Origin of the sequence: Streptomyces sp. NPDC007205 (assembly GCF_040634095.1) — a bacterium.
Classification (GTDB): domain Bacteria; phylum Actinomycetota; class Actinomycetes; order Streptomycetales; family Streptomycetaceae; genus Streptomyces.
Genome location: NZ_JBEYEW010000012.1, coordinates 119,817 through 144,479 on the forward strand (window position 1 = coordinate 119,817; position 24,663 = coordinate 144,479).

19 protein-coding genes are annotated in these 24,663 nt (G+C 70.5%); 9 read left to right on the forward strand and 10 right to left on the reverse strand.

What is annotated here, in order from left to right; all coding sequences use genetic code 11:
• The first annotated feature begins 81 nt into the window (after positions 1-81).
• Both cimA and ABZ624_RS21375 read left to right on the forward strand, forming a co-directional pair.
• A complete protein-coding gene (cimA, locus tag ABZ624_RS21370; protein ID WP_360091019.1) occupies positions 82-1,692 on the forward strand; it encodes a citramalate synthase in 1,611 nt (536 codons plus the stop codon).
• Between the two features lie 13 nt (positions 1,693-1,705).
• Positions 1,706-2,131, forward strand: coding sequence for a VOC family protein (locus tag ABZ624_RS21375; RefSeq protein WP_360091022.1), 426 nt, complete (start codon positions 1,706-1,708; stop codon positions 2,129-2,131).
• A gap of 73 nt (positions 2,132-2,204) precedes the next feature.
• Here ABZ624_RS21375 and ABZ624_RS21380 read toward each other — a convergent pair whose 3' ends face one another.
• Positions 2,205-2,804, reverse strand: coding sequence for a GPP34 family phosphoprotein (locus ABZ624_RS21380; protein ID WP_360091025.1), 600 nt, complete (start codon positions 2,802-2,804; stop codon positions 2,205-2,207).
• A gap of 159 nt (positions 2,805-2,963) precedes the next feature.
• Between ABZ624_RS21380 and ABZ624_RS21385 the strand changes: the two genes are divergently transcribed.
• Both ABZ624_RS21385 and ABZ624_RS21390 read left to right on the forward strand, forming a co-directional pair.
• The gene (locus ABZ624_RS21385) at positions 2,964-5,990 is read left to right on the forward strand and encodes a glycoside hydrolase family 3 N-terminal domain-containing protein (protein ID WP_360091028.1); all 3,027 of its coding nucleotides are present in this window, start codon (positions 2,964-2,966) and stop codon (positions 5,988-5,990) included.
• A 49-nt stretch (positions 5,991-6,039) separates the two neighbouring features.
• The gene (locus ABZ624_RS21390; RefSeq protein WP_360091031.1) at positions 6,040-7,410 is read left to right on the forward strand and encodes a hypothetical protein; all 1,371 of its coding nucleotides are present in this window, start codon (positions 6,040-6,042) and stop codon (positions 7,408-7,410) included.
• A gap of 62 nt (positions 7,411-7,472) precedes the next feature.
• Here ABZ624_RS21390 and ABZ624_RS21395 read toward each other — a convergent pair whose 3' ends face one another.
• Positions 7,473-8,081 (reverse strand): YceI family protein, encoded by a 609-nt coding sequence (locus ABZ624_RS21395; RefSeq protein ID WP_360091034.1) that lies wholly within the window; start codon positions 8,079-8,081, stop codon positions 7,473-7,475.
• A gap of 343 nt (positions 8,082-8,424) precedes the next feature.
• Between ABZ624_RS21395 and ABZ624_RS21400 the strand changes: the two genes are divergently transcribed.
• Both ABZ624_RS21400 and ABZ624_RS21405 read left to right on the forward strand, forming a co-directional pair.
• Positions 8,425-10,020: an acyl-CoA carboxylase subunit beta gene (locus tag ABZ624_RS21400; RefSeq protein WP_360091037.1), complete on the forward strand. Its 1,596-nt coding sequence runs from the start codon at positions 8,425-8,427 to the stop codon at positions 10,018-10,020.
• Between the two features lie 57 nt (positions 10,021-10,077).
• Positions 10,078-10,272 (forward strand): acyl-CoA carboxylase subunit epsilon, encoded by a 195-nt coding sequence (locus ABZ624_RS21405; RefSeq protein ID WP_360091040.1) that lies wholly within the window; start codon positions 10,078-10,080, stop codon positions 10,270-10,272.
• Positions 10,273-10,481: 209 nt separating this feature from the next.
• On the opposite strand, the gene ABZ624_RS21410 is transcribed toward ABZ624_RS21405, so the two are convergent.
• From ABZ624_RS21410 to ABZ624_RS21445, 8 genes are all read right to left on the reverse strand, one after another.
• Positions 10,482-11,063, reverse strand: coding sequence for an ATP/GTP-binding protein (locus tag ABZ624_RS21410; RefSeq protein ID WP_026248371.1), 582 nt, complete (start codon positions 11,061-11,063; stop codon positions 10,482-10,484).
• Complete coding sequence (locus ABZ624_RS21415) at positions 11,044-11,619, reverse strand: DUF742 domain-containing protein (protein ID WP_351240156.1); 576 nt, start codon at positions 11,617-11,619, stop codon at positions 11,044-11,046. Before ABZ624_RS21415 ends, ABZ624_RS21410 begins: the two co-directional genes overlap by 20 nt.
• A 97-nt stretch (positions 11,620-11,716) precedes the next feature.
• The gene (locus ABZ624_RS21420; RefSeq protein ID WP_003993185.1) at positions 11,717-12,130 is read right to left on the reverse strand and encodes a roadblock/LC7 domain-containing protein; all 414 of its coding nucleotides are present in this window, start codon (positions 12,128-12,130) and stop codon (positions 11,717-11,719) included.
• A gap of 10 nt (positions 12,131-12,140) precedes the next feature.
• Positions 12,141-15,398, reverse strand: a complete 3,258-nt coding sequence (locus ABZ624_RS21425; RefSeq protein WP_360091043.1) for a nitrate- and nitrite sensing domain-containing protein — start codon at positions 15,396-15,398, stop codon at positions 12,141-12,143.
• Between the two features lie 393 nt (positions 15,399-15,791).
• Positions 15,792-16,367, reverse strand: a complete 576-nt coding sequence (locus ABZ624_RS21430) for an ATP/GTP-binding protein (protein WP_191876339.1) — start codon at positions 16,365-16,367, stop codon at positions 15,792-15,794.
• A complete protein-coding gene (locus ABZ624_RS21435; protein WP_009190816.1) occupies positions 16,348-16,746 on the reverse strand; it encodes a DUF742 domain-containing protein in 399 nt (132 codons plus the stop codon). Before ABZ624_RS21435 ends, ABZ624_RS21430 begins: the two co-directional genes overlap by 20 nt.
• A gap of 111 nt (positions 16,747-16,857) precedes the next feature.
• A complete protein-coding gene (locus ABZ624_RS21440) occupies positions 16,858-17,271 on the reverse strand; it encodes a roadblock/LC7 domain-containing protein (RefSeq protein ID WP_023546525.1) in 414 nt (137 codons plus the stop codon).
• Positions 17,272-17,280: 9 nt separating this feature from the next.
• A complete protein-coding gene (locus ABZ624_RS21445) occupies positions 17,281-21,072 on the reverse strand; it encodes a nitrate- and nitrite sensing domain-containing protein (protein WP_360091046.1) in 3,792 nt (1,263 codons plus the stop codon).
• Positions 21,073-21,641: 569 nt separating this feature from the next.
• Here ABZ624_RS21445 and ABZ624_RS21450 point away from each other — a divergent pair.
• The 3 genes from ABZ624_RS21450 (at position 21,642) to gltX (ending at position 24,603) form a co-directional block, all read left to right on the forward strand.
• On the forward strand, positions 21,642-21,836 hold the full coding sequence (locus tag ABZ624_RS21450) for a hypothetical protein (protein WP_360091049.1): 195 nt from the start codon (positions 21,642-21,644) through the stop codon (positions 21,834-21,836).
• A 504-nt stretch (positions 21,837-22,340) separates the two neighbouring features.
• Positions 22,341-23,126: a fumarylacetoacetate hydrolase family protein gene (locus ABZ624_RS21455; RefSeq protein WP_360091052.1), complete on the forward strand. Its 786-nt coding sequence runs from the start codon at positions 22,341-22,343 to the stop codon at positions 23,124-23,126.
• The gene (gltX, locus tag ABZ624_RS21460) at positions 23,119-24,603 is read left to right on the forward strand and encodes a glutamate--tRNA ligase (RefSeq protein ID WP_360091055.1); all 1,485 of its coding nucleotides are present in this window, start codon (positions 23,119-23,121) and stop codon (positions 24,601-24,603) included. The genes ABZ624_RS21455 and gltX overlap by 8 nt, the downstream gene beginning before the upstream one ends.
• Positions 24,604-24,663: the final 60 nt, after the last annotated feature.

Below are 24,663 nucleotides of genomic sequence, written 5' to 3' on the forward strand. Positions count from 1 at the left end.
GCAGCGCGAGGGACCATTGGGGGGACGGTGGAGCCGGTCATTCCGGTAAGACCGAAGATTCACAACAGGAGCCTTGAGACCATGACCGAGACGGCAACCAGCGAGCTCGACGACTCGTTCCACGTCTTCGACACCACGCTGCGCGACGGCGCGCAGCGCGAGGGCATCAACCTCACCGTCGCGGACAAGCTCGCCATCGCACGGCACCTGGACGACTTCGGCGTCGGCTTCATCGAGGGCGGCTGGCCCGGCGCGAACCCGCGCGACACCGAGTTCTTCGCCCGCGCGCAGGCGGAGATCGCCTTCAAGCACGCCCAGCTGGTCGCCTTCGGCGCCACCCGCCGCGCCGGTGCGAAGGCCGCCGAGGACCCGCAGGTCAAGGCCCTGCTGGAGTCCGGCGCCCCGGTGATCACCCTGGTCGCCAAGTCGCACGACCGGCATGTGGAGCTGGCGCTGCGCACCACCCTGGACGAGAACCTGGACATGGTCCGCGACACGGTGTCGTACCTGAAGGACCAGGGCCGCCGGGTCTTCGTGGACTGCGAGCACTTCTTCGACGGCTACCGCGCCAACGCCGAGTACGCCAAGGCGGTCGTCCGTACGGCTGCGGAGGCCGGCGCCGACGTCGTCATCCTCTGCGACACCAACGGCGGCATGCTCCCGGCCCAGATCCACGCCGTCGTCTCCACCGTCCTCGCCGACACCGGCGCCCGGCTCGGCATCCACGCCCAGGACGACACGGGCTGCGCGGTCGCCAACACCCTCGCCGCCGTCGACGCGGGCGCCACCCACGTGCAGTGCACGGCCAACGGCTACGGCGAGCGCGTCGGCAACGCCAACCTCTTCCCGGTCGTCGCCGCCCTGGAGCTGAAGTACGGCAAGAAGGTGCTGCCCGACGGCAAGCTCCGCGAGACCACCCGGATCTCGCACGCCATCGCCGAGGTCGTCAACCTCACCCCGTCCACCCACCAGCCCTACGTCGGCGTATCCGCCTTCGCCCACAAGGCCGGCCTGCACGCCTCCGCGATCAAGGTCGACCCGGACCTGTACCAGCACATCGACCCCGAGCTGGTCGGCAACACCATGCGCATGCTGGTCTCCGACATGGCCGGCCGCGCCTCGATCGAGCTCAAGGGCAAGGAGCTCGGCATCGACCTCGGCGGCGACCGGGAGCTGGTCGGCCGGGTGGTCGAGCGCGTCAAGGAGCGCGAGCTCAAGGGCTACACGTACGAGGCCGCCGACGCCTCCTTCGAACTGCTGCTGCGCGCCGAGGTCGAGGGCCGCCCGCTGAAGTACTTCGACGTGGAGTCCTGGCGGGCCATCGTCGAGGACCGCCCCGACGGCACCCACGCCAACGAGGCCACCGTCAAGCTGTGGGCCAAGAGCGAGCGGATCGTCGCCACGGCCGAGGGCAACGGCCCGGTCAACGCCCTCGACCGCGCGCTGCGCGTCGCGCTGGAGAAGATCTACCCGCAGCTCGCCAAGCTGGAGCTGGTCGACTACAAGGTCCGCATCCTGGAGGGCAAGCACGGCACCTCCTCCACCACCCGGGTCCTGATCTCCACCTCGGACGGCTCCGGCGAGTGGTCCACGGTCGGCGTGGCCGAGAACGTCATCGCCGCCTCCTGGCAGGCGCTGGAGGACGCGTACACGTACGGCCTGCTGCGGGCGGGCGTGGCGCCGGCGGAGTAGTCACAGTGGAGGCATGAGCACAGACACCGCCGATCTGCTGTCCCGGGCCCGCGTGGCCACCCGGCTGCCCGCCGGGGACCTGGCGCGGGCCCGGCGCTTCTACGCCGACAAGCTCGGGCTCGAACCCGTCGACGAACGCCCCGGCGGGCTGCTGTACCGGTGCGCCGGGACCGACTTCGTGGTGTTCCGCTCCACCGGGGTCTCGCCCGGCACCTTCACCCAGATGGCGTTCGAGGTCGACGACCTGGAGGCGGTCGTGGCGGCGCTGAGGCGGCGCGGGGTCGTGTTCGAGGACGTGGACGCGCCCGGTTTCCGCACCCGGGACGGCATCGCCGAGATCGAGGGCAACTACCCGAGCAAGGGCGCGCGCGGGGAGCGGGCCGCCTGGTTCCGGGACAGCGAGGGCAACCTGATGGGCATCGGCCAGCCGCTCTCCTGAGGCGGCCGCGTCCGTTGAGGCAGCCGCGCCCATTGAGGCAGCGGGCCCCCTGAGGCAGCCGGACTTCTGAGGCTCAGGGCGCCCGCCAGATGTTGTCGAAGGCCGCGTTCTCGATGCGCCGCCGCTCGCGCACGGCCTCCAGCTCGGTCACCGCGTCGCCGACCGCCACCAGGACGGTGACGACCGCCTCGTCGCCGGGCTCCTCCTCGGGCGGCCGCTCGCTCTGGACGCCCAGGGCGGCGCCGAGCCCGGCGAGCACCGGCTCACGGGACCACCAGCGGTCGGCGGCATGCCGCCGGGCCGGGGTGTCGGCAGCCGCCGCCTTGTCGGCTCGGTGGGGCCAGCGGTGCCGCTTCCCCGAGAGCTGCCCCTCGGCGTCCAGCACGTCGCGATAGGCCACGGCCAGCCCCTGCCCCCGGCGCCACAGCCAGTCCTCGACGGTCTCGTACGGCTCCTTCCGCACCAGCGCCGCCCCGGCCTCGTCCAGCATCCGGTCACCCGTGGTCAGCACCGGACCGGGCACGATGCGCTCACCGTCCAGGGTGAGAGCCCGCGCGCCGAGCAGATCGATCAGCTCGGCCCCCGCGAGCGCCAGTGACAGATCACCCTGCTCGACGGGGTGATCGCCGGGCACGTCGAGACTGACGAGGAACAGATCCTGCGGTGTGGTCATAGCCCTACCATGAGCCGCGAAGCCCGGAAGCGCAGCATGGCGACCGTCATTTCCATGAATCCCTGTCTGACACGACGTCTTGACGGGCCTGAGGGGCCGTTAGTTAACTCACGGCGTGATCTAAGACATGAGTGAACCGCGAGAGCCGAGGGAAGGTCTATGCCGAGAACCGCCCTGCTCGTCTCCGGGGCCTTGCTCGCCGCCCTGTTGCCCCTGTCCGCCGCCGCCCACGCCGCCGACGACCCCGCCCCGGTCCCCGTCGACCGCTTCGAGGGCGAGGTCCCCTTCGCCTCCCAGCCCGCCGACGGCATCTTCACCTGGGGGAGCGACACCGACGACCCGCCCGCCCTCCGCCTCACCGGCCGCGCCGACGCCCCCGAGGGCGCCAAGGTCCTCACCGGCACCTACGACATCAGCGGCTACGGCGGCTTCACCCACGACTTCGCCGCCGGCCGGCCCGCCCACGACTGGTCCGCCCACCAGGGCATCCGCTTCTGGTGGGACGGCCGCGACAACGGCAGGAAGATCGCCTTCGAGATCAAGGACGGCGGCGCGAACGGCGAGGCCTCGGAACTCTGGACGACCTCCTTCACCGACGACTTCACCGGCTGGAAGCGCATCGAGATCCCCTTCACCGACTTCCGGTACCGCACCGACTACCAGCCCGTCGGCGGCATCGACCACGTCCTCGGGCTCACGCGGATGTGGGGGTACGCGGTCACCCTCCCGCCCGGCACCCGGGGCGACTTCGCCATGGACGACGTGGAGCTGTACGGCAGGGCCGACCAGTCGCTGCGCGCCTCCGTCACCACCGGCGCGCCCGTCCACCCGGTCAAGGAGGGCGGCACCGCCCAGGTGAAGGTCACCCTGGTCACGACCGGCGACCAGCCCGTCGACGACCCCGTGACGGTCACGTACACCACGCAGGGCGGCTCCGCCACCGCCGGCCGGGACTACACCCCGGTCTCCGGCACCCTCACCTTCCCGGCCGGCACCGCGTCCGGCGCCTCGCAGACCATCGAGGTGCCCACCCGCAAGGACAGGACCGCCGAACCCGCCGAGACCGTCCCGCTCAAGCTCACGGTCACCGGCGCCAAAGCCCCGGCGGAAACCCCGCAGATCGTCATCGACGCGCACGGACTGCCGTATCTGAACGCCGGGTTGCCCGTGCGCAAGCGCGTCGCCGACCTGCTCTCCCGGATGTCCCTGGAGGAGAAGGCCGGGCAGATGACACAGGCCGAGCGCGGGGCCGTCGGCGGCGGTGGTGACATCACGACGTACGCCCTCGGCTCGCTGCTCTCCGGCGGCGGCTCCACGCCCACGCCCAACACCCCCGAGGCCTGGGCCAGGATGATCGACGGCTTCCAGCTCCGGGCGCGGGCGACCCGCTTCCAGGTCCCGCTGATCTACGGCGTCGACGCGGTCCACGGCCACAACAACCTGACCGGCGCCACGATCATGCCGCACAACACCGGCATCGGCGCCACCCGGGACCCCCAACTCGCCGAGGAGACGGGCGAGGTGACGGCCGCCGAGGTCCGCGCCACCGGCATCCCCTGGGACTTCGCGCCCTGCCTGTGCGTGAGCCGTGACGAACGCTGGGGCCGCGCCTACGAGTCCTTCGGCGAGGACCCGGCCCTCGTGCAGTCCATGGAGACCATCATCCAGGGCCTCCAGGGCCGCGCCGACGGACGCGACCTGAGCCGGAACGACAAGGTGCTCGCCACCGCCAAGCACTTCGCCGGCGACGGCGGCACCGCCTACGGCTCCTCCACCACCGGCACCTACACGATCGACCAGGGGGTCACCACCGTCACCCGGCAGCAGCTGGAGGACATCCATCTGGCGCCGTACCGGACCGCCGTCGAGCGGGGCATCGGCACGGTCATGCCGTCGTACTCCTCCCTCGACATCACCGGCGACGGCCGGGGCCCGGTGAGGATGCACGCACGCGGCGACATGATCAACGGCGTGCTCAAGGACCGGATGGGCTTCGACGGCTTCGTCATCAGCGACTGGAACGCCATCGACCAGCTCCCCGGCGACTACGCCGCGCATGTGCGCACGGCGGTGAACGCGGGCGTCGACATGATGATGGTGCCGTACGGCTACAAGGACTTCAGCAGCACGCTCGTCGACGAGGTGAAGGCGGGCCGCATCAGCGAGCGGCGGATCGACGACGCGGTCTCCCGCATCCTCACCCAGAAGTTCAGGCTCGGCCTCTTCGAGCACCCCTACGCCGACACCAGCGGCGCCGCCGCCATCGGCTCCCCGGCCCACCGGGCGGTCGCCCGCAGGGCAGCCGCCGAGTCGCAGGTCCTGCTGAAGAACAGCGGGAACGTCCTGCCGCTGAAGAAGAGCGAGAAGGTGTACGTGGCCGGGTCGAACGCCGACGACCTCGGCAATCAGACCGGCGGCTGGACCCTCACCTGGCAGGGCGCGTCCGGCACCCACACCCGGGGCACGACCATCCTGCAGGGCATGCGCGAGGCCGGCGGGGACGTCACCTACTCCAGGGACGCCTCGGCACCTCTGGCGGGCTACGACGTCGGCGTCGTCGTGGTCGGCGAGACCCCGTACGCCGAGGGCGTCGGCGACGTCGGCAACGGCCGCAGCCTCCAGTTGTCCGCCGCCGACCAGGCGGCCGTGGACAAGGTGTGCGCGGCCATGAAGTGCGCGGTGCTGATCGTCTCCGGCCGTCCCCAGCTCATCGGCGACCGGCTCGGCACGATCGACGCGCTGGTGGCCTCCTGGCTGCCCGGCACCGAGGGCGAGGGCGTCGCCGACGTCCTCTACGGCAGGCGCCCCTTCACCGGACAGCTGCCGGTCACCTGGCCGAAGTCCGAGGCGCAGCTGCCGATCAACGTGGGCGACGCGTCGTACGACCCCCAGTTCCCGTACGGCTGGGGCCTGACCACCCTCACCGGCGTCCCGCGCGGCGGTACGGCCACCCTGAAGGCGCTGGCTGCGGCGGCGACGGCGGCCGAACGGACGGGCGCCGACGGGGTGGGCCGCGCGCTGGTGACCAAGGCGCGGCTGATCGTCCAGAACCGGGTGCGGGAGCGGTTGGGGGAGCGGCTGACACCGGCGGTGGCGAAACCCTTCGCCGACGCCGACCACCTGCTGCTCACCGGCCGGTACGGAACGGCGGTGCAGAAGCTGACGGCGGCATACCGGGCCGCGTAGACCGGGATCGTTCCGCCCGCTCACGGGAGGCTTCGGGTAGCTTCGAAGCATGAAGGCCGTCCTGCGGACCCGAAGCCTCCCAGCACTGCTGCTGGCCGCCCTCGCCCTGGTCATGGCGACCCTGTTCGCGCCCGCGGCGAGCGCGCAGACCGGCATCTCCACGATCGCCCAGGCGTTCCGCAAGGGCCCGGTCTACGTCGACCCGGCCGCCTCGGCCCAGCTGTCGAAGGCGGACGCCGACGCGCTCGCGAAACGCATCAAGGACGCGAACAAACCGCTGTTCATCGCGGTGCTCCCGGCCGACTACCCGACGGCCGGCCTGTTCTCCCGACTCCGCGCGGCCACCGGCATCACCGGCCTGTACGGCATCCGCCTCGGCGACCGCTTCGACGCCCGCGCCGACGCCTCCGTCATGTCGGCGACGGCCCGGCAGAACCTGGTGACGAGCGTCCAGGGCGAGCCGGCCAAGGCCCAGCTCACCGACTTCACCGACCGGGCCCTGGCCCACATGGGCGGCCACGCCCCGAAGAGCTGGGGCGGCTCGAGCGGAGGCGGCGGTGCGTCGAGTGCGGCCCTGATCGCGGTCGGCGCGGTGGTGCTGGCGGGCGGTGTGGGCGCATTCGCGCTGGTCCGCCGCAACCGACGGCGCCGCGAGGAAGAACAGCGGGCCGCGCTCGACCGTCTCCGGGTGGTCGTGGACGAGGACATCACCGCCTTCGGCGAGGAATTGGACCGCCTCGACTTCCAGCCGGCCGGGCCCGGTGCCGACGACGCGATGCGCGCCGACTACGAGCACGCCCTCGACGCCTACGACACCGCCAAACAGCGCATGGCGCAGGCGAGCCGCCCGGAGGACGTCCGCACGGTCACCGAGGCCCTGGAGGACGGCCGCTTCTCCCTGGCCCGGCTGGCCGCCCGCCGTGAGGGCCGCCCCCTGCCCGAGCGCCGCCCGCCCTGCTTCTTCGATCCGCGCCACGGCCCCTCGGTCACCGACGCCACCTGGACCCCGCCCGGCGGCGCCGCGCGTCAGGTCCCCGTCTGCGCGGCCGACGCCACCCGGCTGGCCGACGGCCGCGACCCGGTGATCCGCGAGGTCGACACGGACTACGGCCGCCGCCCCTACTGGGACGCGGGTCCCGCCTACGGCCCCTGGGCGGGCGGCTACTTCGGCGGCGGCATCCTGCCCGGCCTGCTCGTCGGCACCCTGCTCGGGAGCATCATGGCGACGCCGTCGTACGCCGCCGACTACGGCACGGGGTACGGCGACTTCGGCGGGGGCGACTACGGGGGCGGCTACGAGGGGGGCGATGTCTCCGGCACGGACTTCGACCCCGGGGACTTCGGGGGCGGGTTCGGGGACAGCGGCGGCGGCGACTTCGGCGGAGGGGACAGCGGGGGCGACTTCGGGGGAGGGTTCTGAAGCCGACCCGCGCGGTCCGTCCACTGCTCGGCCGATGTCTTCCGGCTGAACCCCCGGAGGGGTCACGCGTTCTTGACGGCCGAGATGTCGAAGTTCAGCCTGATCTTGTCGGAGACGAGGACGCCGCCGGTCTCCAGCGCCGCGTTCCAGGTCAGGCCCCACTCCGAGCGGAGGATCTCGGCCTTGCCCTCGAAGCCGACGCGCTCGTTGCCGAACGGGTCCTTCGCGGCGCCGTTGAACTCCAGGTCGATGGTGATCGGCTTGGTCACGCCGAGCAGGGACAGGTCACCGGTGATGCGGTAGTCGTCGCCGCCCAGGGCCTCCGCCTTGGTGGAGCGGAAGGTCATGACCGGGAACTCGTCGGTCTTGAAGAAGTCGGACGACTTCAGGTGCACGTCCCGGTCGGCGTTGGCGGTGTCGATGCTGTCCATCCTGATGTCGAGCGTGGCGGTGGACCTGCTGGGGTCCGCCCCGTCCAGGTGCAGCGTGCCGGTGACGTCGTGGAAGCTGCCCTTGACGTTGGTGACCATGGCGTGCCGGGCGACGAAACCGATCGTGGTGTGCGCCGGGTCGATCGTGTAGTCACCGGTCAGCGCGGTGAGGTCGGGGCCCGTGACGGCCGGCGTGGCGGTGGTCGCGGGGGTGCTGTCCTTGCGGCTGAAGAAGCCCATGTCCTGCTCCAGGGGGTGTCCGAACGGTCTGTTGAAGGTTAAACAACCTCACGCCTTGCACGGTAGCCCTTTTTAGTTCGACTTTCAACATCATCTGTGTCGGGTATGCCGGTGGACGTCCGCCCGAGGGGTCGTGTCACCCTGGGGATGGCATCCGGGCTCCTCGAATGTGAGGTGGCTCTCAGGTGACGTCTTTGTGTCCTCCCTACAATGCCGATGCCCTGTGACCAGTCGAAAGGGCTGCACGCGGCCATGGTTCTGTTCACTGGTACCAGGAAAACGGCCCGGAGACTGTACGGAGTCGACGGCTCGCTTTCCTTGGCATCCTTCGTAAGGTCGCTACATGACCGTTTTGGAAGAGACGACGGATGAGCCGACCGGCGAGCCGACGGACGCGCGCGGACGGGTCGCCGAGCTGCACGAGATTCGTGCCCAGGCCGTGGCGGGCCCGAGCGAGAAGGCGACCGAGGCGCAGCACGCCAAGGGCAAGCTCACCGCGCGGGAGCGGATCGAGCTGCTCCTGGACCCGGGGTCCTTCCAGGAGGTCGAGCAGTTGCGCCGGCACCGGGCGACCGGCTTCGGCCTGGAGGCGAAGAAGCCGTACACCGACGGTGTGATCACCGGCTGGGGGACGGTGGAGGGCCGTACGGTCTTCGTCTACGCCCATGACTTCCGGATCTTCGGTGGTGCACTGGGTGAGGCCCATGCCACCAAGATTCACAAGATCATGGACATGGCCATCGCGGCCGGTGCGCCGCTGGTGTCGCTGAACGACGGTGCGGGCGCCCGTATCCAGGAGGGCGTCAGCGCGCTCGCCGGTTACGGCGGCATCTTCCAGCGCAACACCAAGGCGTCGGGTGTCATCCCGCAGATCAGCGTCATGCTGGGCCCGTGCGCGGGCGGCGCGGCCTACAGCCCGGCCCTGACGGACTTCGTGTTCATGGTCCGCGAGACCTCGCAGATGTTCATCACCGGGCCGGACGTGGTCAAGGCGGTGACCGGCGAGGAGATCAGCCAGAACGGCCTCGGCGGCGCCGATGTGCACGCCGAGACGAGCGGTGTCTGCCACTTCGCCTACGACGACGAGGAGACCTGCATCGCCGAGGTGCGGTACCTGCTGTCGCTGCTGCCGCAGAACAACCGCGAGAACCCGCCCCGGGTGGACTCCTCCGACCCGGTGGAGCGCCGGTCCGACGTCCTGCTCGACCTGGTCCCGGCCGACGGCAACCGGCCGTACGACATGGCCAAGGTCATCGAGGAGATCGTCGACGACGGCGAGTACCTCGAAGTGCACGAGCGCTGGGCGCGGAACATCATCTGCGCGCTGGCCCGCCTGGACGGCCAGGTGGTCGGCATCATCGCCAACCAGCCGCAGGTGCTGGCGGGCGTCCTGGACATCGAGGCGAGTGAAAAAGCTGCGCGCTTTGTCCAGATGTGTGACGCTTTCAATATCCCGATCGTCACCTTCCTGGACGTGCCGGGGTTCCTCCCCGGTGTCGACCAGGAGCACGGCGGGATCATCCGTCACGGCGCGAAGCTGCTGTACGCCTACTGCAACGCGACCGTGCCGAGGATCTCGCTGATCCTGCGCAAGGCGTACGGAGGTGCCTACATCGTCATGGACTCCCAGTCGATCGGCGCCGACCTCACCTACGCCTGGCCGACGAACGAGATCGCCGTCATGGGCGCCGAGGGCGCGGCCAACGTGATCTTCCGCCGTCAGATCGCCGGGGCCGAGGACCCCGAGGCCATGCGGGCACGGATGGTCAAGGAGTACAAGTCCGAGCTGATGCACCCGTACTACGCGGCCGAGCGCGGCCTGGTGGACGACGTCATCGACCCGGCCGAAACCCGCGAAGTCCTGGTCAAGTCCCTGGCGATGCTGCAGTCCAAGCACGCCGACCTGCCCTCCCGCAAGCACGGCAACCCCCCGCAGTAACCGGGCGGACCCGCCGCGGCAACCCCGCGGACCTCTCTCTCACGGAGACTGACACCCATGAGCACTCCTGACATCCGCGTCGAGAAGGGCCACGCCGAGCCCGAGGAGGTCGCCGCCATCACGGCCGTCCTCCTGGCCCGCGCGGCTGCCCAGCCGGAGCCTTCCGCCCGGACCCACCGAGGCCGCGCCAAGGCCGGCTGGCGCCGCCTTGAGCGCGAGCCGGGCTTCCGGGCACCGCACAGCTGGCACTGAGGGCCAGAGATCCTCGACACCGAGAGCCGCCGACTTCGTCCACGAAGTCGGCGGCTCTCGGCGTGTACCAGGTCCGCCTGCCGTCAGCCGGTGCGCCGAGCCTCGTCCCGCTTGCGCAGCCACCAGCCCAACCGTCCCCGTACAACGACAAAAGCCCCTGTCCCTCACGAAGAGAGACAGAGGCTTGTCGGTTGCCCGAAGCGGCGCCGTTACCGCAGGCGGGCCATCAGGGCGTGCTCGACCAGGGTGATCAGCGCCGACTTGGCATCCGCGCGGTGGCGGGCGTCGGTCGTGATGATCGGGGTGTCGGGGCCGATCTGCAGGGCCTCGCGGACCTCGTCCGGGTTGTACGGCTGGTTGCCGTCGAAGCCGTTGAGGGCGATGACGAACGGCAGGCCCGAGTTCTCGAAGTAGTCGACCGCGGGGAAGCAGTCGGCGAGGCGCCGGGTGTCGACCAGGACGATCGCGCCGATCGCACCGCGCACCAGGTCGTCCCACATGAACCAGAAGCGGTCCTGGCCGGGGGTGCCGAAGAGGTACAGGATCAGGTCCTGGTCCAGGGTGATACGGCCGAAGTCCATGGCGACCGTAGTGGTCGTCTTGTCCCCGGTGTGGGTGAGGTCGTCGATGCCCGCCGACGCGGATGTCATCACGGCCTCTGTGCGCAGCGGGTTGATCTCCGAGACGGCGCCGACGAACGTGGTCTTGCCCACGCCGAAGCCGCCCGCCACCACGATCTTCGCGGAGGTGGTGGAGCGGGAAGGACCGCCGCTAGAGCTTGCGAAGTCCACTGAGCACCCTTTCGAGCAGTGTCACGTCTGGCTGGCCACCGGCGTTCTCGTCGCCGCCGGGCTGATGGATGGCGACCAGGCCCGCCTCCGCCAAGTCGGCGACGAGGATCCTGGCCACGCCGAGGGGGATTGTCAGGAGCGCGGAGATTTCGGCTACCGACTTGATCTCTCGGCAGAGGTTGCAGATCCGCTGATGCTCGGGCAACTGGCCCTGCATCTGGTGCGGAGCGGCGGTGGTGTGCACCAGTGCCTCGATGGCGAGCTGGTAGCGCGGGCGGGTCCGGCCGCCGGTCATGGCGTACGGACGCACCAAGGGGTTGTTCGACGCGGTCGCGGGCGCCGGCTCGGGGCGGCGCTGCGGTTGCACCGGCTGGATGCGCGGGGCCGGCGGCTGGTCGTACGGCGAGGGGCCGGGGCCCTGAGGAGCGTACGGCTGCCGATGGCCCGGGGCGGAGGGGAAGTTGTAACGGTTCGGGTTCTGGGAACCGTCGCCGCGGCCCTGGGCAGGGCCGTACGACCAGTTGCCCGAATTCGAACCGCCTGGGGGTGTTGCCACTCTCTTCTCCTCCTCCGACTGTGCCGGGCACCCATCCGTGTGGAGCCGCGTCCCGAAACCTTACGGCCCCGGGACGCGTATACGCACCGTTCGCCTGTTAGTTGAGAAGGCTTCCCTGGAGTTCTGCACGCAGATCCGGGGTGAGGACCGTGCCGGCGCGGTCCACCAGAAGGGCCATCTCGTACCCGATGAGGCCGATGTCCGCTTCCGGGTGGGCCAGCACCGCGAGCGAGGAGCCGTCGGATACGGACATGATGAAGAGGAATCCCCGCTCCATCTCCACAACCGTCTGGTTCACAGCGCCTCCCTCGAAGATCCGGGAGGCGCCTGCCGTCAGCGACGTCAGACCGGATGCGACGGCCGCGAGTTGGTCGGCGCGGTCGCGGGGGAAGCCTTCGGACATCGCCAGAAGGAGTCCGTCGGCGGAGACCACCACCGTGTGGGACACCCCCGGGGTGTTGTCCACGAAGTTGGTGATCAACCAGTTCAGGTTCTGTGCCGCCTGGCTCATCGGGCTCACACTAACGCTCCTGGTTGTAGGTGCTGTCAGGACCACTGTGCTGATTCCTAGTGGCCTGGCCGTTCGTTTCACTGCCTGCGCTGCGTCCGCGCTGGACGCCCCGACGCAGGTTGCTCAGCCTGCCCCGGACGTCCTCCGGGGCGCGGGAGACCTGTGGGCCCCCCTGGGGGGTGGTTTCGGCGGAACCCTGGACCAGGTTGGCCTTGGGCACCCGCCGCGGCAGGCCCGAGGCGGTGACCCCGCCTGCCTTGGGCTTCCGGAGCTGCGCGGCCTGCTGCCAGCGCTCGTCGTTGGCCGAACGCCAGTCGCTGTCGCCGCCCGCCGCCGGTGTGTTGTCCGGTGCCGTGGCTTCCTGCTGCGCGCGCGCCGTGCCGTTCGCGGTACCCGAGCCGTTGGAGCCGCTAGCGACGGATCCGCGGCGGGGCAGCCCGGCGTCGGTCAGCTCGTGGCCCGCGGGAGAGCCCGGTCCCGGACGGTCGAAGCCTACGCGGTTCCGCTCACTTGCGTCAGCGGCCTGCGAGGATTCCGTTTCCGGAGCGTACTGGTCCGGATACCCGTTCCGGTAGCCGTTCTGCGGCTGCTGCGGCTGCTGCGGCTGCTGCGGCTGCTGCGGCTGCTGCGGCCAGTCGTCCTGGTAGGACGGGGCCTGCGCCGGCTCCGCATACCCGGGGTCCGGATAGCCGCCGTTCGGCGCGTAGTACTGCTCCTCGTACGGCTTGTCGTACGACTGTTCCTGGAACGAGGCCTGCTGCGGCTCGGCGTACGTCTGCTCCTCGTACGTCTGCTGCGGCTGCTGCTGGTAGGCCTGCTCCTGGTACGACGGCTGCGGCTGCTCCTGGTAGGCCTGCCGCCCGTCGAAGAGCGGGCCCTCGTACCCGGAGGCCTCGGCGGCCTCCGCCTGCGGCTCGCCGGTCTGCTGGCCGTGCGTCTGGGCCTCCAGGGCCGCCCGGCGCTCCTCGCGCATCAGGGAACGGCCGACGGGATCCAGCTCACGGATGTCGTCGGGGACCTCCGTGTACTGGCTGTCGTCGAAGCCCAGCTCGGCGGCGGTGCGCATCGGCTGCTGCTGGTGGAAGCTCTCGCCCTGGAACTGCTGCTCCGGGATGATCTGCGAGACCGTGAACTCCTCGCGATCCAGCGCCTCGCCGCCACCGCCGTGCGTGATCGCGTCCGGCAGCATGACCAGGGAGGTCGTACCGGCCTGCTCACCCGAGGGGCGCAGCTGGACGCGGATGCCGTGCCGGTCGGACAGCCGGCCGACCACGAACAGGCCCATGCGCTGGGAGATCGCGGCGTCCACGGTCGGCGGGTTGGCCAGCTTGTGGTTGATGTCCGCGAAGTCCTCGGCGGTCAGGCCGATGCCCTTGTCGTGGATCTCGATCATGATGCGGCCGTCGGGCAGCCGGGTCGCGGTGACGCGGACCTTGGTCTGCGGGGAGGAGAACGTGGTGGCGTTCTCCAGCAGCTCGGCCAGCAGATGGACGAGGTCGGTGACCGCGCGGCCGTGGATCTCGGCCTCGGGGACGCCGGACAGCTCGATGCGCTCGTACTGCTCCACCTCGGAGGAGGCGGCGCGCAGCACGTCGACCAGCGGGACCGGCTGGTCCCAGCGGCGGCCGGGCTCCTCGCCCGCGAGGACCAGGAGGTTCTCGCCGTTGCGGCGCATACGGGTGGCCAGGTGGTCCAGCTTGAAGAGGTTCTCCAGCTGGTCCGGGTCCGCCTCGTTGTTCTCCAGGTCGGTGATCAGGGTCAGCTGGCCCTCGATCAGCGACTGGTTGCGGCGCGAGAGGTTGGTGAAGATGGCGTTGATGTTGCCCCGCAGCAGGGCCTGCTCGGAGGCGAGCCGGACCGCCTCACGGTGGACCTGGTCGAAGGCGCGGGCGACCTCGCCGATCTCGTCCTTCGTGTTGATCGGGATCGGGGCGACCCGGGTGTCGACCCGGCCGGGGTCGGTGCGGGAGAGCTGGTCGACCAGCATCGGCAGGCGCTGCTCGGCGATGCCGAAGGCGGCGTTGCGCAGCTGGCGCATCGAGCGGCTCATCTGGCGGGCCACGGCACCGGCCAGGACGAAGGCGAGCAGCAGGGCGACCACGACGACGCCACCGGTGATGAACGCCGAGGTCTTGGCGTTGTCGGCGATGTCGGAGGCCTCGTTCACGGCCCGGTCGGCCATGTCCGACTCGATCTGCCGGTACGCCTTGTACTTCAGCGTGTTGACCGCGTACCAGTTGTCCGCGGTGATGCCGCCAGCCGCGAGGGTCTGACGGGTGAGGAGGCTGGTGTCCCTCATGGTGGCCAGCGCCGCCACCATCTTGGCCGGGTCGGAGGGCGGCGGGACGTAGTTCGGGTTCTGCTGCTTGGCCGCCGTGGCCATCGCGGCGCCCTGCGACTCGATCTGGGTCTGCTTGTCCTTCAGCTTCTGCGCGTCGGCCTCGGTGCCACCGCCCTTGTACTCCTCCACGGCGATCCGCTCGAGGTAGGCGTACGAGGACAGGGACACCCGCTGGGTCGCCAGGTTGGGGGCGTCCGGACCGGGCTTGACCAGCAGATGGGTGCCGATCGACCGCTCCAGCGACAGCGCCGCCTTGGTCAGCGAGATGGCGTAGACGGTACGGCCGTAGGAGGTGATGTTGCCGGTGCCCAGACCGAGCTCGTTGGCGAACTCCATCAGGGGGTGGGCGACCTCGACGTAGCCCTCTTCGGTCTGTACGCCGGTCACCTTGGAGGTGTACGCGACCTGCCGCAGCTGCGCGAGCTTGGGCTCGGCCTCGCGGAACAGCTTCAGCCGGCGTACCAGGCCCGACTTCTGCGGCATGTTCTGTGCGGCCTGGTCGAAGCCGTCGGCGGCGTCGTCCGTGGCCTTGCGGGCGGCGGCGATGGTCGCCTTGCTCTTGCTGTCGGTCTTCTTCAGCAGCAGGGGTGCCGCGGTGACGTCACGCTCGTTCTCGAGGGCGTCGGCGTAGGTGAGGGCGGCACGCACCAGGCGGGCGGTGTTCTCGGCGTCGCGTGCCTGCTGCCAGGTGTCGATCGAGCTCTTCACCTGGAAGCCGCCCATGACGAGGCCGACCGCCACGGGTATCAGCAGGATCGCGTTCAGTCTGGTCGGCACGCGCCAGTTGCGCGGGGAGAAACGGCCGCCGCTCGGGGCGGGGGCCGCCGTCGGTTCCGCGCCGGGCACGGGGGTGGGCGCCGCAGCGCGCGGCGGCGGGGTGAAGTTGCCCCGCGCCGACGGCTCGGGACCGTTCTTGCTTCGCCTCACTCGACCAACAACCTCTCGGCGGTCGGCACCTACGTCGTGCCGCAGTCTCTCAGAGCCCGGTTCGTCATCGACCCCTTGGTAGGTACGTCTTTGACTATTGGGCAGTTCAGGCATTCCAGCACGTGGACCAGCGCTCTTCCAAACAGCGGAAACCCTGGAGCGACCCTCTTGTAAGCCCCAGATAAAACGGTCATAAAGAGCGAGCCCCGCCAAAAGGCGGGGCGTTTGTGCGCACAGCGGCACTGCGCGACCGCGTCGCGTGGTGAAGCCGGGCGATTCCTCTGCCGAACTGTTATGAACGTCGGAGCCGACCGTGTCTAAGGCCACAGCCGGCTCCGTGCCGCTTTCCGCAACTGCCCTGTTCGCCGTCGTACTTGGGTACGTACGCGGGTGCTACTTGAGGCGTGCCATCAGGGCGTGCTCCACCAGCGTGATCAGCGCGCTCTTGGCGTCGGCGCGGTGGCGGGCGTCGGTCGTGATGATCGGGGTGTCGGGCCCGATCTGCAGGGCCTCGCGCACCTCCTCGGGCTGGTACGGCTGCTGGCCGTCGAAGCCGTTGAGCGCGACGACGAACGGCAGGCCCGAGTTCTCGAAGTAGTCGACCGCGGGGAAGCAGTCGGCCAGGCGCCGGGTGTCCACGAGCACCACCGCGCCGATCGCACCGCGCACCAGGTCGTCCCACATGAACCAGAACCGGTCCTGGCCCGGCGTACCGAAGAGGTACAGGATCAGGTCCTGGTCCAGGGTGATACGGCCGAAGTCCATGGCGACGGTGGTCGTCGTCTTGTCCCCGGTGTGGGTGAGGTCGTCGATGCCCGCCGAAGCGGACGTCATGACGGCCTCGGTGCGCAGCGGGTTGATCTCCGAGACCGCGCCGACGAACGTGGTCTTGCCCACGCCGAAGCCGCCCGCCACCACGATCTTCGCCGAGGTGGTGGCCCGGCCCGCATCAGAGCTTGCGAAGTCCACTGAGCACCCTTTCGAGCAGCGTCACATCCGGTGCGCCGCCGTTGTTCTCGTCGCCACCCGGCTGGTGGATGGCGACCAGGCCGGCCTCGGCGAGGTCGGCGACCAGGATCCGGGCCACTCCGAGCGGCATGGCCAGCAGCGCGGAGACCTCCGCGACCGACTTGACCTCCCGGCACAGGTGGCAGATGCGCTGGTGCTCGGGGAGCAGTCCCATGAGCGCAGCCGGGTCTGCCGTCGTACTGATCAGTGCCTCTATGGCGAGCTGATAGCGCGGCCTGGTCCGGCCGCCGGTCATCGCGTACGGACGGACCAGCGGCTGGTCGCCCTCGTCCCCGTACGGTTCCGCATACGGATCGTGATGGGCGGTGGGCGGGGTCATGAATCCTCCGGGCAGGACAGCAAGTCGGTCAGTCAAGCCGTCTGACGGGGCCGGTGGGGGGATTGTGGCGGCCGGACGGTGTTTTCGTGAGGTGGGTGGTGCCGAAGGCGGTCAGTGGAGCAGACTGCCCTGGAGTTCGGCGCGCAGGTCCGGGGTGAGTACCGCCCCTGCGCGGTCGACGAGCAGTGCCATCTCGTAGCCGACGAGACCGATGTCGCACTCGGGATGGGCCAGGACCGCGAGGGACGACCCGTCCGAGACGGACATCAGGAAGAGGAACCCGCGTTCCATCTCGACGACCGTCTGTGCCACGGTGCCGCCCTCGAAGATCCGGGACGCCCCGGCCGTCAGCGAGGTCAGCCCGGAGGCGACGGCCGCCAGCTGGTCGGCGCGGTCCCGCGGGAAACCTTCGGACATCGCCAGCAGAAGGCCGTCGGCGGAGACCACCACCGTGTGCGACACCCCAGGGGTGTTGTCCACGAAGTTGGTGATCAACCAGTTCAGGTTCTGTGCCGCCTGGCTCATCGGACTCAACTAACGCTCCTGCTGGTGAGTGGGGCTCGGGTAGCTGCCGGTCTGGCCGCTGCCGGCCTGACGGCCCTGAGCGATGCCCCGACGAAGATTGGTCAGCCGTCCGCGTACGTCGTCAGGCGCACGCGAGACCTGCGGACCGGCTTGGTGCTGTTGCTGCTGGGCGGTGCCCGGGACGAGGTTGGCCCGGGGCACCCGGCGCGGCAGGCCGGAGGTGGTGACCCCACCCGCGGCGGGCTGCCGGACGCGCTCGGCCTGCCGGACGAGTTCGTCGTTCGGCGAGGTGCGCCAGGAACCGGTGGTGGGGCTGTTGCCGTTGCCGTTGCTGTTCGTCGGGCGCTGTGGGGCCGGGGCGGGTGCCTGCGGCGGCTGCTGCTGCGCGGGCGCGCCCTCCGCCTGCGGACCGCCGTGGAACCAGTTGGTCTCCAGCGTGTCGTACAGCGGGGTACGGCCGTCACCCGGGCCGGTGGCCGGCGGCAGAGCCTCCGGCTCACGCTGCACCGGACGCTGCTGCGGGGCCTGCTGGCGCGGGGCGCCGAAGCCGTCCCGGCCGGCCGGCTGCGGGCGCTCGAACTGACCTGTGTGCGCCGGGTTCTGGCGGCCGGGCAGCGCGTGCCGGCCGGTGGAGCTGCCGTCGTAGCCGTTGTCGAAGCCCTGCGGAGCCGCGAACTGGCCGGTGTTCTGGCCCGCGTTCTGACCGGCGTTCTTCGCGGTGTCGTCCTGCCGCGGCGCCGGCGTGCCGAAGATGTCGGAGCGGACGTAGGGATCGGTGCCCTGTCCGTCACCGGCACCGTCGAAGCGGCCGGGCAGCTCGGGGGCGTCGGGCCGGGCGAACTGGCCGGTCTGCTGCGGGTTTTCCGGACGGGCGTACTGGCCCGTGTGCTGGGGGCCGCCCAGGCCGTTCAGCTCGGGGCGGGCGAACTCGCCCGTGCCGGCCGGGCCCTGTGCGTCGATCCGGGGCATCTCCGCGGTCGAGCCCGGGCCCTGCTCGTCGTGGCCGCGCGGGGCGTCCAGCGAGGCACGCGACAGCGGAGCCTGGGCATCGCCCCACTGCGGGGTGCGCTGCTGCTGGTCACCGCCGGGCAGCTCGGCCCGCGGGCCGCCACGCGGCGGCAGCTGGGGCTGGCGGCCCTGGTCGGAGGCGGCACCGGGCCGCTGCGGGCCACGGCCGCCGAAGGCGTCCTGCTGCGGGCCGCCCGGGTTCGCGGCCTGCAGACCCTGCGGAGCGCCGGGCGCCTGACCGCCGAAGACGCCCGCACCGGCACCCGCGGGCGCCGGCCGGCCCTGCTGCGGACCACCGAGACCGCCGGGACCACCCGCAGTCCCCGGCGCACCGGGACCGCCCTGGGGACCACGCGCACCGACCGGCGCACCGGGACGGCCGCCCTGGCCCGTGCCGGGCAGCGCGGCCCGGGGACCCTGGCCGGCGCCGACCTGGCCGCGCGGGCCGGGACCGCCACCGAGCAGACCGCCACCGGCCGGGCCGGCGCCGAGGGCACCGCCCTGGCCGTTGCCGGCGTTCGCGCGGCGTGCTGCGGCGGCACCGGCGGCGGCCTGCGCGGCGGCGGGACCACCGGTCACGCCGGGGCCACCGGGCTTGCCCGGAGCGGGCTTCTTGCCGCCCTGGGCGACATCCACGGGCAGCATGACCAGCGCGGTCGTACCACCGGAGTCGGACGGGCGCAGCTGGATACGGATGCCGTGCCGCTGCGACAGCCGGCCGACCACGAACAGGCCCATGCGGCGGGAGACGGAGACGTCCACGGTGGGCGGCGAGGCGAGCCGCTCGTTGATCGCCGCGAGGTCCTCGGGGGAGAGGCCGATACCGGTGTCGTGGATCTCGATCAGGACGCGGCCGTCGGGCAGCGCGTGACCGGTGACCTTGACCTTGGTCTGCGGCGAGGAGAACGAGGTCGCGTTCTCCAGCAGCTCGGCGAGCAGGTGCACGAGGTCGTTGACGACCCGGCCGGCGACCTCGGTGGTCGGGACGGCGGCCAGCTCGATGCGCTCGTACTGCTCCACCTCGGACGCGGCGGCGCGGAGCACGTCGACCAGCGGGACCGGGCGGGTCCAGCGGCGGCCGGGCTCCTCACCCGCGAGAACGAGGAGGTTCTCACCGTTACGGCGCATACGCGTGGCGAGGTGGTCCAGCTTGAACAGCGAGGACAGCTGGTCCGGGTCGGCCTCGCGGGACTCCAGTTCGGAGATCAGCGACAGCTGGCGCTGGATCAGACCCTGGGAGCGGCGCGAGAGGTTGGTGAACATCGCGTTGACGTTGCCCCGCAGCAGGGCCTGCTCGGCGGCGAGGCGGACCGCCTCGCGGTGCACGTCGTCGAAGGCCGCGGCCACCTGGCCGATCTCGTCCCGGGAGTGCACACCGACCGACTCCACGGAGGTGTCGACGTCCTGCGGGTCGGATTCCGACAGCTGCTTGACCAGCTCGGGCAGGCGGTCCTGGGCGACCTTGGTCGCGGTCTCCTGCAGGCGGCGCAGCGAGCGGATCATGGAACGGGCCACGACGAAGGCACCGACCAGCGACACGCCGAGCACGATCAGGATCAGCGCACCGGAGATGATGGCGTCACGCTGGGTGGCGCTCTTCAGCTCGCGGGCCTTCTGTTCCATCTCCTCGAGCAGCGTGTGCTCGATCTTCTTCATCTGCTCGATCTTGGTCGAGCTGTCGTCCACCCAGTCCTTGTACGACCGGTTGTTCAGGGTCTGGATGCCGTTGGGGGAGTCGAAGACACGCTTGGCGTAGGTGTCCGCGGACTGGATCGTCGGGTTGCCCTCGTCGATCGGCTTGAGGAGTTCCTCGGCGTTGTTGTTCGCGTAGATCTTCCGGAAGATCGCGATTTCCGAGTTCTCGCTCTGGTATGCCGACTGGCCGTACAGGCGGTCGTTCTCGGAGAGGTCGCCCTTCTTGTCCGTGGTCGCGGGCAGTGCGGCGGCGATCGTGGCGCGCTGCACGGAGGCGTACTCCTTGGCGGTGGAGAAGGCCGCCAGGGCGCGGGTGCGCGAGATCATCTCCGGGTTGCTGGACGCCTCGGCCATGTCCTGGGACAGGCTGATCAGCTGGGTGATCAGCCGGTGGTAGGACTCGATCGTCTGCGTCGAGTTGCTCTGCGACTTGTAGGCCGTCTTGCGGATCTTGGCCAGGTCGTCCAGCTGGTTGGCGAGGCCGACGAGCGCGTCGCGGACGCCCTGGAGGTTGCCGTCCTTGCTCGCCGCGTCGATCTGCTCGGAGGCGTTGAGGAAGTTCTCGCGGGCCCGGTCGGTCTTCTCCTCGAAGCCCTTGACCGTGTAGTCGTTCTGCGACAGGCCGTGCGCCAGGGGACCGGCGGACTGGTCGCGCTCGTCCTGGAGCGCCATGGCCAGCTCGGTGGCCTGCTTGGTCATGTCCGTCAGCAGCTTCATGTTGTCGAGCTGCTGGATGTCGTCCATGTTGTCGCTGATGCGCAGCGCGCCCAGCGAGGTCGCCGCGATGACGGGAAGCGCCAGCAGCGACACCAGGCGGGTGGAGATGCGCCAGTTGCGCAGGGCCATGCGTGAGCCGGGCCCGGTGGGGCCCTTCGGGGGCTTCACGGCCGGCGTGGGGGCCGCACCGGAGCCGCCGCCCGTGGCGGCCGACGAGGCCGACGCGCCGGGGCGTCCGCTGCGCTCGCCGCCGTTCCCGGACGGGGCCTGGCCCGGGTTCTGGGCGTGCTGGGGCGAGGAGCTGCCCTTCATGGGGCCAGTCCCGTCGTGCGACTCCGGCTCCGCCGAAGCGCTGCCATCCCTCTTGAAACGTCCCTGCACTAGCGTCGCAACCTCTGGACCAGGCACCCCTCCGCGTGAACGGAGGGACACGGTGTCGGCGTTGTGGAGAGCGCCCTGAAAACGCCCTCCGGGTGGTCTTGAGTGACCGGCGCTGGCTCCCCCCTGATCTCGCCGCCGCTTCGGCGCTGCGTCGCGCCCGGTGCGCCGGTTCGATCCCCGCGGCGGTCCGTGGAATTCCAGCACAGTGCCGGATCTCCAACAAGGTCCGTGTCCCGAGCTGTGACCTCCGTGACGGGCTGTGAGTGCCGAGTTACCAGTCGTGGAGGGTGATCCCGGCCAAAACGGGCGTTTCTTTGCGAGTTGCCGCCCGGTGCCGGGTGTCCCAGTCGCCATGATCAGGAGCGGAATGATGGCTTCAGGGGGTCAATGTCCGTTTCGCTGGGGCACGTTGCGGGTCAGATTTGACCGGTTTGTCCGCGAGCTCGTGAGCAAACTCACACACCTGTCGTGGGCAGTTGGCGCCGTCGGCAGGGAATCGGATGTTTAGCCTGACGCTTTACAAGAGCGACGCTTCTGTAGGCCGACACAGGACTAGGACTCGTACAACCGTGAAGACGACGATGATGTTCCACAAGATCGCCAACCCGCGACGCACCACCCTGGCGCATCTCAAGGACACCGGCGAGCTGCAGACGCCCGACCTGCCGGAGCACTCCGTCGACCTCCCCGCCCAGACCGCCAACCCGCGGCGCACGGTCCTGGTGGACGTCCCCGTCGGCGCGGCGGCCCCGGCCGGAGAGTAGCCGACCGGGCTGCCGACCCCGGCCGGCCGGCCTCCCGGCTCGCCTTTTCCGCTGAATTCCGGGCCCCGTATTCACGTACGGCGCCTTTCCCCGGTCACGGCCGGGATGCGCCCGGCCACGACGGCCGATATCGGCACCGCTCTCGCCGGATATCCGCCGACGGCATCGGCGGTCCGGATTTCCGGCGCCTCTGCGGAGCCGCCGAAAGACACGGGAGGACGTGCTCCCACCGCCGGTCCCCGCGCCGTACGGCCGGGGACCGGCCCATGCGCCCACACCGGCGCCCTCGCGCGTGTGTCCGCGCCCGCGCGGCGGGCAACGACTCCGCGCTCACCCCTCGTCCGAATTCCGCATGCGCCGCAGCCGCCGACGCGGAATTCCGGCCCGGCCATTCCCGTACCGGAAATGCGGGCCGCCACACCGCACCGGCCGAACGCCGGGCCGCCCGACCGGTTAACCTGAGGCGTCAGTACGCCGGTTCTCAGTGAGGGGCGCAAGGATCCCGTGCGCATCGCCAGGTTCTCCATCGACGGGAACGTCGCCTTCGGCGCGGTCGAGGGCGACAAGCAGGACGAACTCGTCCTCGACATCATCAAGGGCATCCCGTTCGCGGACCACGAGCTGTCCGGTACGAAGGTGCCGCTGAACAAGGTCAGGCTGCTCCCGCCGGTCCTCCCGAACAAGGTCGTGGCGTTCGGCCGCAACTACGCCGAGCACGCGCGTGAGCTGAGCAACGAGGTGCCGGACACCCCGTTCGCCTTCTTCAAGCCCTCCACTTCGGTGATCGGCCCCGGCGACGACATCCAGTACCCGCCGTTCTCCGAGGAACTGCATCACGAGGCCGAGCTGGCCGTCGTCATCGGCCGCATGTGCCGCGAGGTGCCGCGCGAGCGCGTCAAGGACGTGATCTTCGGCTACACCTGCGCCAACGACGTCACTGCCCGCGATGTGCAGCGGCGCGAGAAGCAGTGGGCCCGCGCCAAGGGCTTCGACAGTTCCTGCCCGCTCGGCCCCTGGGTGGAGACGGACCTGACCCTGGAGCGCGCGAACGACCTGACCGTCCAGCTCACGGTCAACGGCCAGCAGCGCCAGCTGGGCCGCACCAGCGAGATGATCCACTCCATCGAGGACCTGGTCGTCAACATCTCCGAGGCCATGACCCTGCTCCCCGGCGACGTCATCCTCACCGGCACCCCGGCAGGGGTCGGCCCCCTCAACGTCGGCGACGAGGTCGCCGTCACCATCGAAGGCATCGGCACTCTCACCAACAAGGTTGTCAAGCGTGGCTAGCGCACCCGGCTCCCCCGTACGCGTTCGTTTCTGTCCCTCGCCCACCGGTAACCCGCACGTGGGCCTGGTCCGCACCGCCCTGTTCAACTGGGCGTTCGCCCGGCACCACCAGGGCACCCTGGTCTTCCGCATCGAGGACACCGACGCGGCCCGCGACTCGGAGGAGTCGTACAACCAGCTGCTGGACGCGATGCGCTGGCTCGGCTTCGACTGGGAGGAGGGCCCCGAGGTCGGCGGCCCGCACGCGCCGTACCGCCAGTCGCAGCGCATGGACATCTACGCCGACGTCGCCCGGAAGCTGCTGGACGGCGGTTACGCCTACCACTGCTACTGCTCCCAGGAGGAGCTGGACACCCGCCGCGAGGCCGCCCGCGCCGCCGGCAAGCCCTCCGGCTACGACGGCCACTGCCGCGACCTGACCGCCGAGCAGGTCGAGGAGTACAAGGCCCAGGGCCGTACCCCGATCGTCCGCTTCCGGATGCCGGACGAGACGATCACCTTCACGGACCTGGTCCGCGGCGAGCTGACCTTCACGCCGGAGAACGTGCCGGACTACGGCATCGTCCGCGCGAACGGCGCCCCGCTGTACACGCTGGTCAACCCGGTCGACGACGCGCTGATGGAGATCACCCACGTGCTGCGCGGCGAGGACCTGCTCTCCTCCACCCCGCGCCAGATCGCGCTCTACAAGGCGCTGACCGAGCTGGGCATCGCCCAGCAGACTCCGCAGTTCGGCCACCTCCCCTACGTCATGGGCGAGGGCAACAAGAAGCTCTCCAAGCGCGACCCGCAGTCGTCCCTCAACCTCTACCGCGAGCGGGGCTTCCTGCCCGAGGGTCTGCTCAACTACCTCTCCCTGCTGGGCTGGTCGCTCTCCGCGGACCAGGACATCTTCACGATCGACGAGATGGTCGCCGCCTTCGACATCTCCGACGTCAACCCCAACCCGGCGCGCTTCGACCTGAAGAAGTGCGAGGCGATCAACGGCGACCACATCCGCATGCTGGATGTGAAGGAGTTCACCGAGCGCTGCGCACCCTGGCTGAAGGCCCCCTTCGCCCCCTGGGCGCCGGAGGACTTCGACGCGGCCAAGTGGGAGGCCGTCGCCCCGCACGCCCAGACCCGTCTGAAGGTCCTGTCGGAGATCACCGACAACGTCGACTTCCTCTTCCTCGCCGAGCCGGTCTTCGACGAGGCCTCGTGGACGAAGGCGATGAAGGAGGGCAGCGACGCCCTGCTGCGCACCGCCCGCGAGAACCTGGAGTCGGCCGACTGGACGTCGCCCGAGTCCCTCAAGGAGGCCGTCCTGGCCGCCGGCGAGGCTCACGGCCTCAAGCTCGGCAAGGCCCAGGCCCCGGTCCGTGTGGCCGTCACCGGCCGCACCGTCGGCCTGCCGCTCTTCGAGTCCCTGGAGGTCCTGGGCAAGGAGAAGACGCTGGCCAGGATCGACGCGGCGCTGGCGAAGCTGAGCGCCTAGCCGGCACATGCGTCAGGGGCGGCATCCGGAGTGTTCCGGGTGCCGCCCCTGTTGCGTTGC

Bases quoted from the DNA above. Each gene is read 5' to 3' on its own strand.
- cimA (WP_360091019.1), top strand. From the start codon at position 82: ATGACCGAGACGGCAACCAGCGAGCTCGACGACTCGTTCCACGTCTTC.
- ABZ624_RS21375 (WP_360091022.1), top strand. From the start codon at position 1,706: ATGAGCACAGACACCGCCGATCTGCTGTCCCGGGCCCGCGTGGCCACC.
- ABZ624_RS21380 (WP_360091025.1), bottom strand. From the start codon at position 2,804: ATGACCACACCGCAGGATCTGTTCCTCGTCAGTCTCGACGTGCCCGGC.
- ABZ624_RS21385 (WP_360091028.1), top strand. From the start codon at position 2,964: ATGCCGAGAACCGCCCTGCTCGTCTCCGGGGCCTTGCTCGCCGCCCTG.
- ABZ624_RS21390 (WP_360091031.1), top strand. From the start codon at position 6,040: ATGAAGGCCGTCCTGCGGACCCGAAGCCTCCCAGCACTGCTGCTGGCC.
- ABZ624_RS21395 (WP_360091034.1), bottom strand. From the start codon at position 8,081: ATGGGCTTCTTCAGCCGCAAGGACAGCACCCCCGCGACCACCGCCACG.
- ABZ624_RS21400 (WP_360091037.1), top strand. From the start codon at position 8,425: ATGACCGTTTTGGAAGAGACGACGGATGAGCCGACCGGCGAGCCGACG.
- ABZ624_RS21405 (WP_360091040.1), top strand. From the start codon at position 10,078: ATGAGCACTCCTGACATCCGCGTCGAGAAGGGCCACGCCGAGCCCGAG.
- ABZ624_RS21420 (WP_003993185.1), bottom strand. From the start codon at position 12,130: ATGAGCCAGGCGGCACAGAACCTGAACTGGTTGATCACCAACTTCGTG.
- ABZ624_RS21435 (WP_009190816.1), bottom strand. From the start codon at position 16,746: ATGACCCCGCCCACCGCCCATCACGATCCGTATGCGGAACCGTACGGG.
- ABZ624_RS21440 (WP_023546525.1), bottom strand. From the start codon at position 17,271: ATGAGCCAGGCGGCACAGAACCTGAACTGGTTGATCACCAACTTCGTG.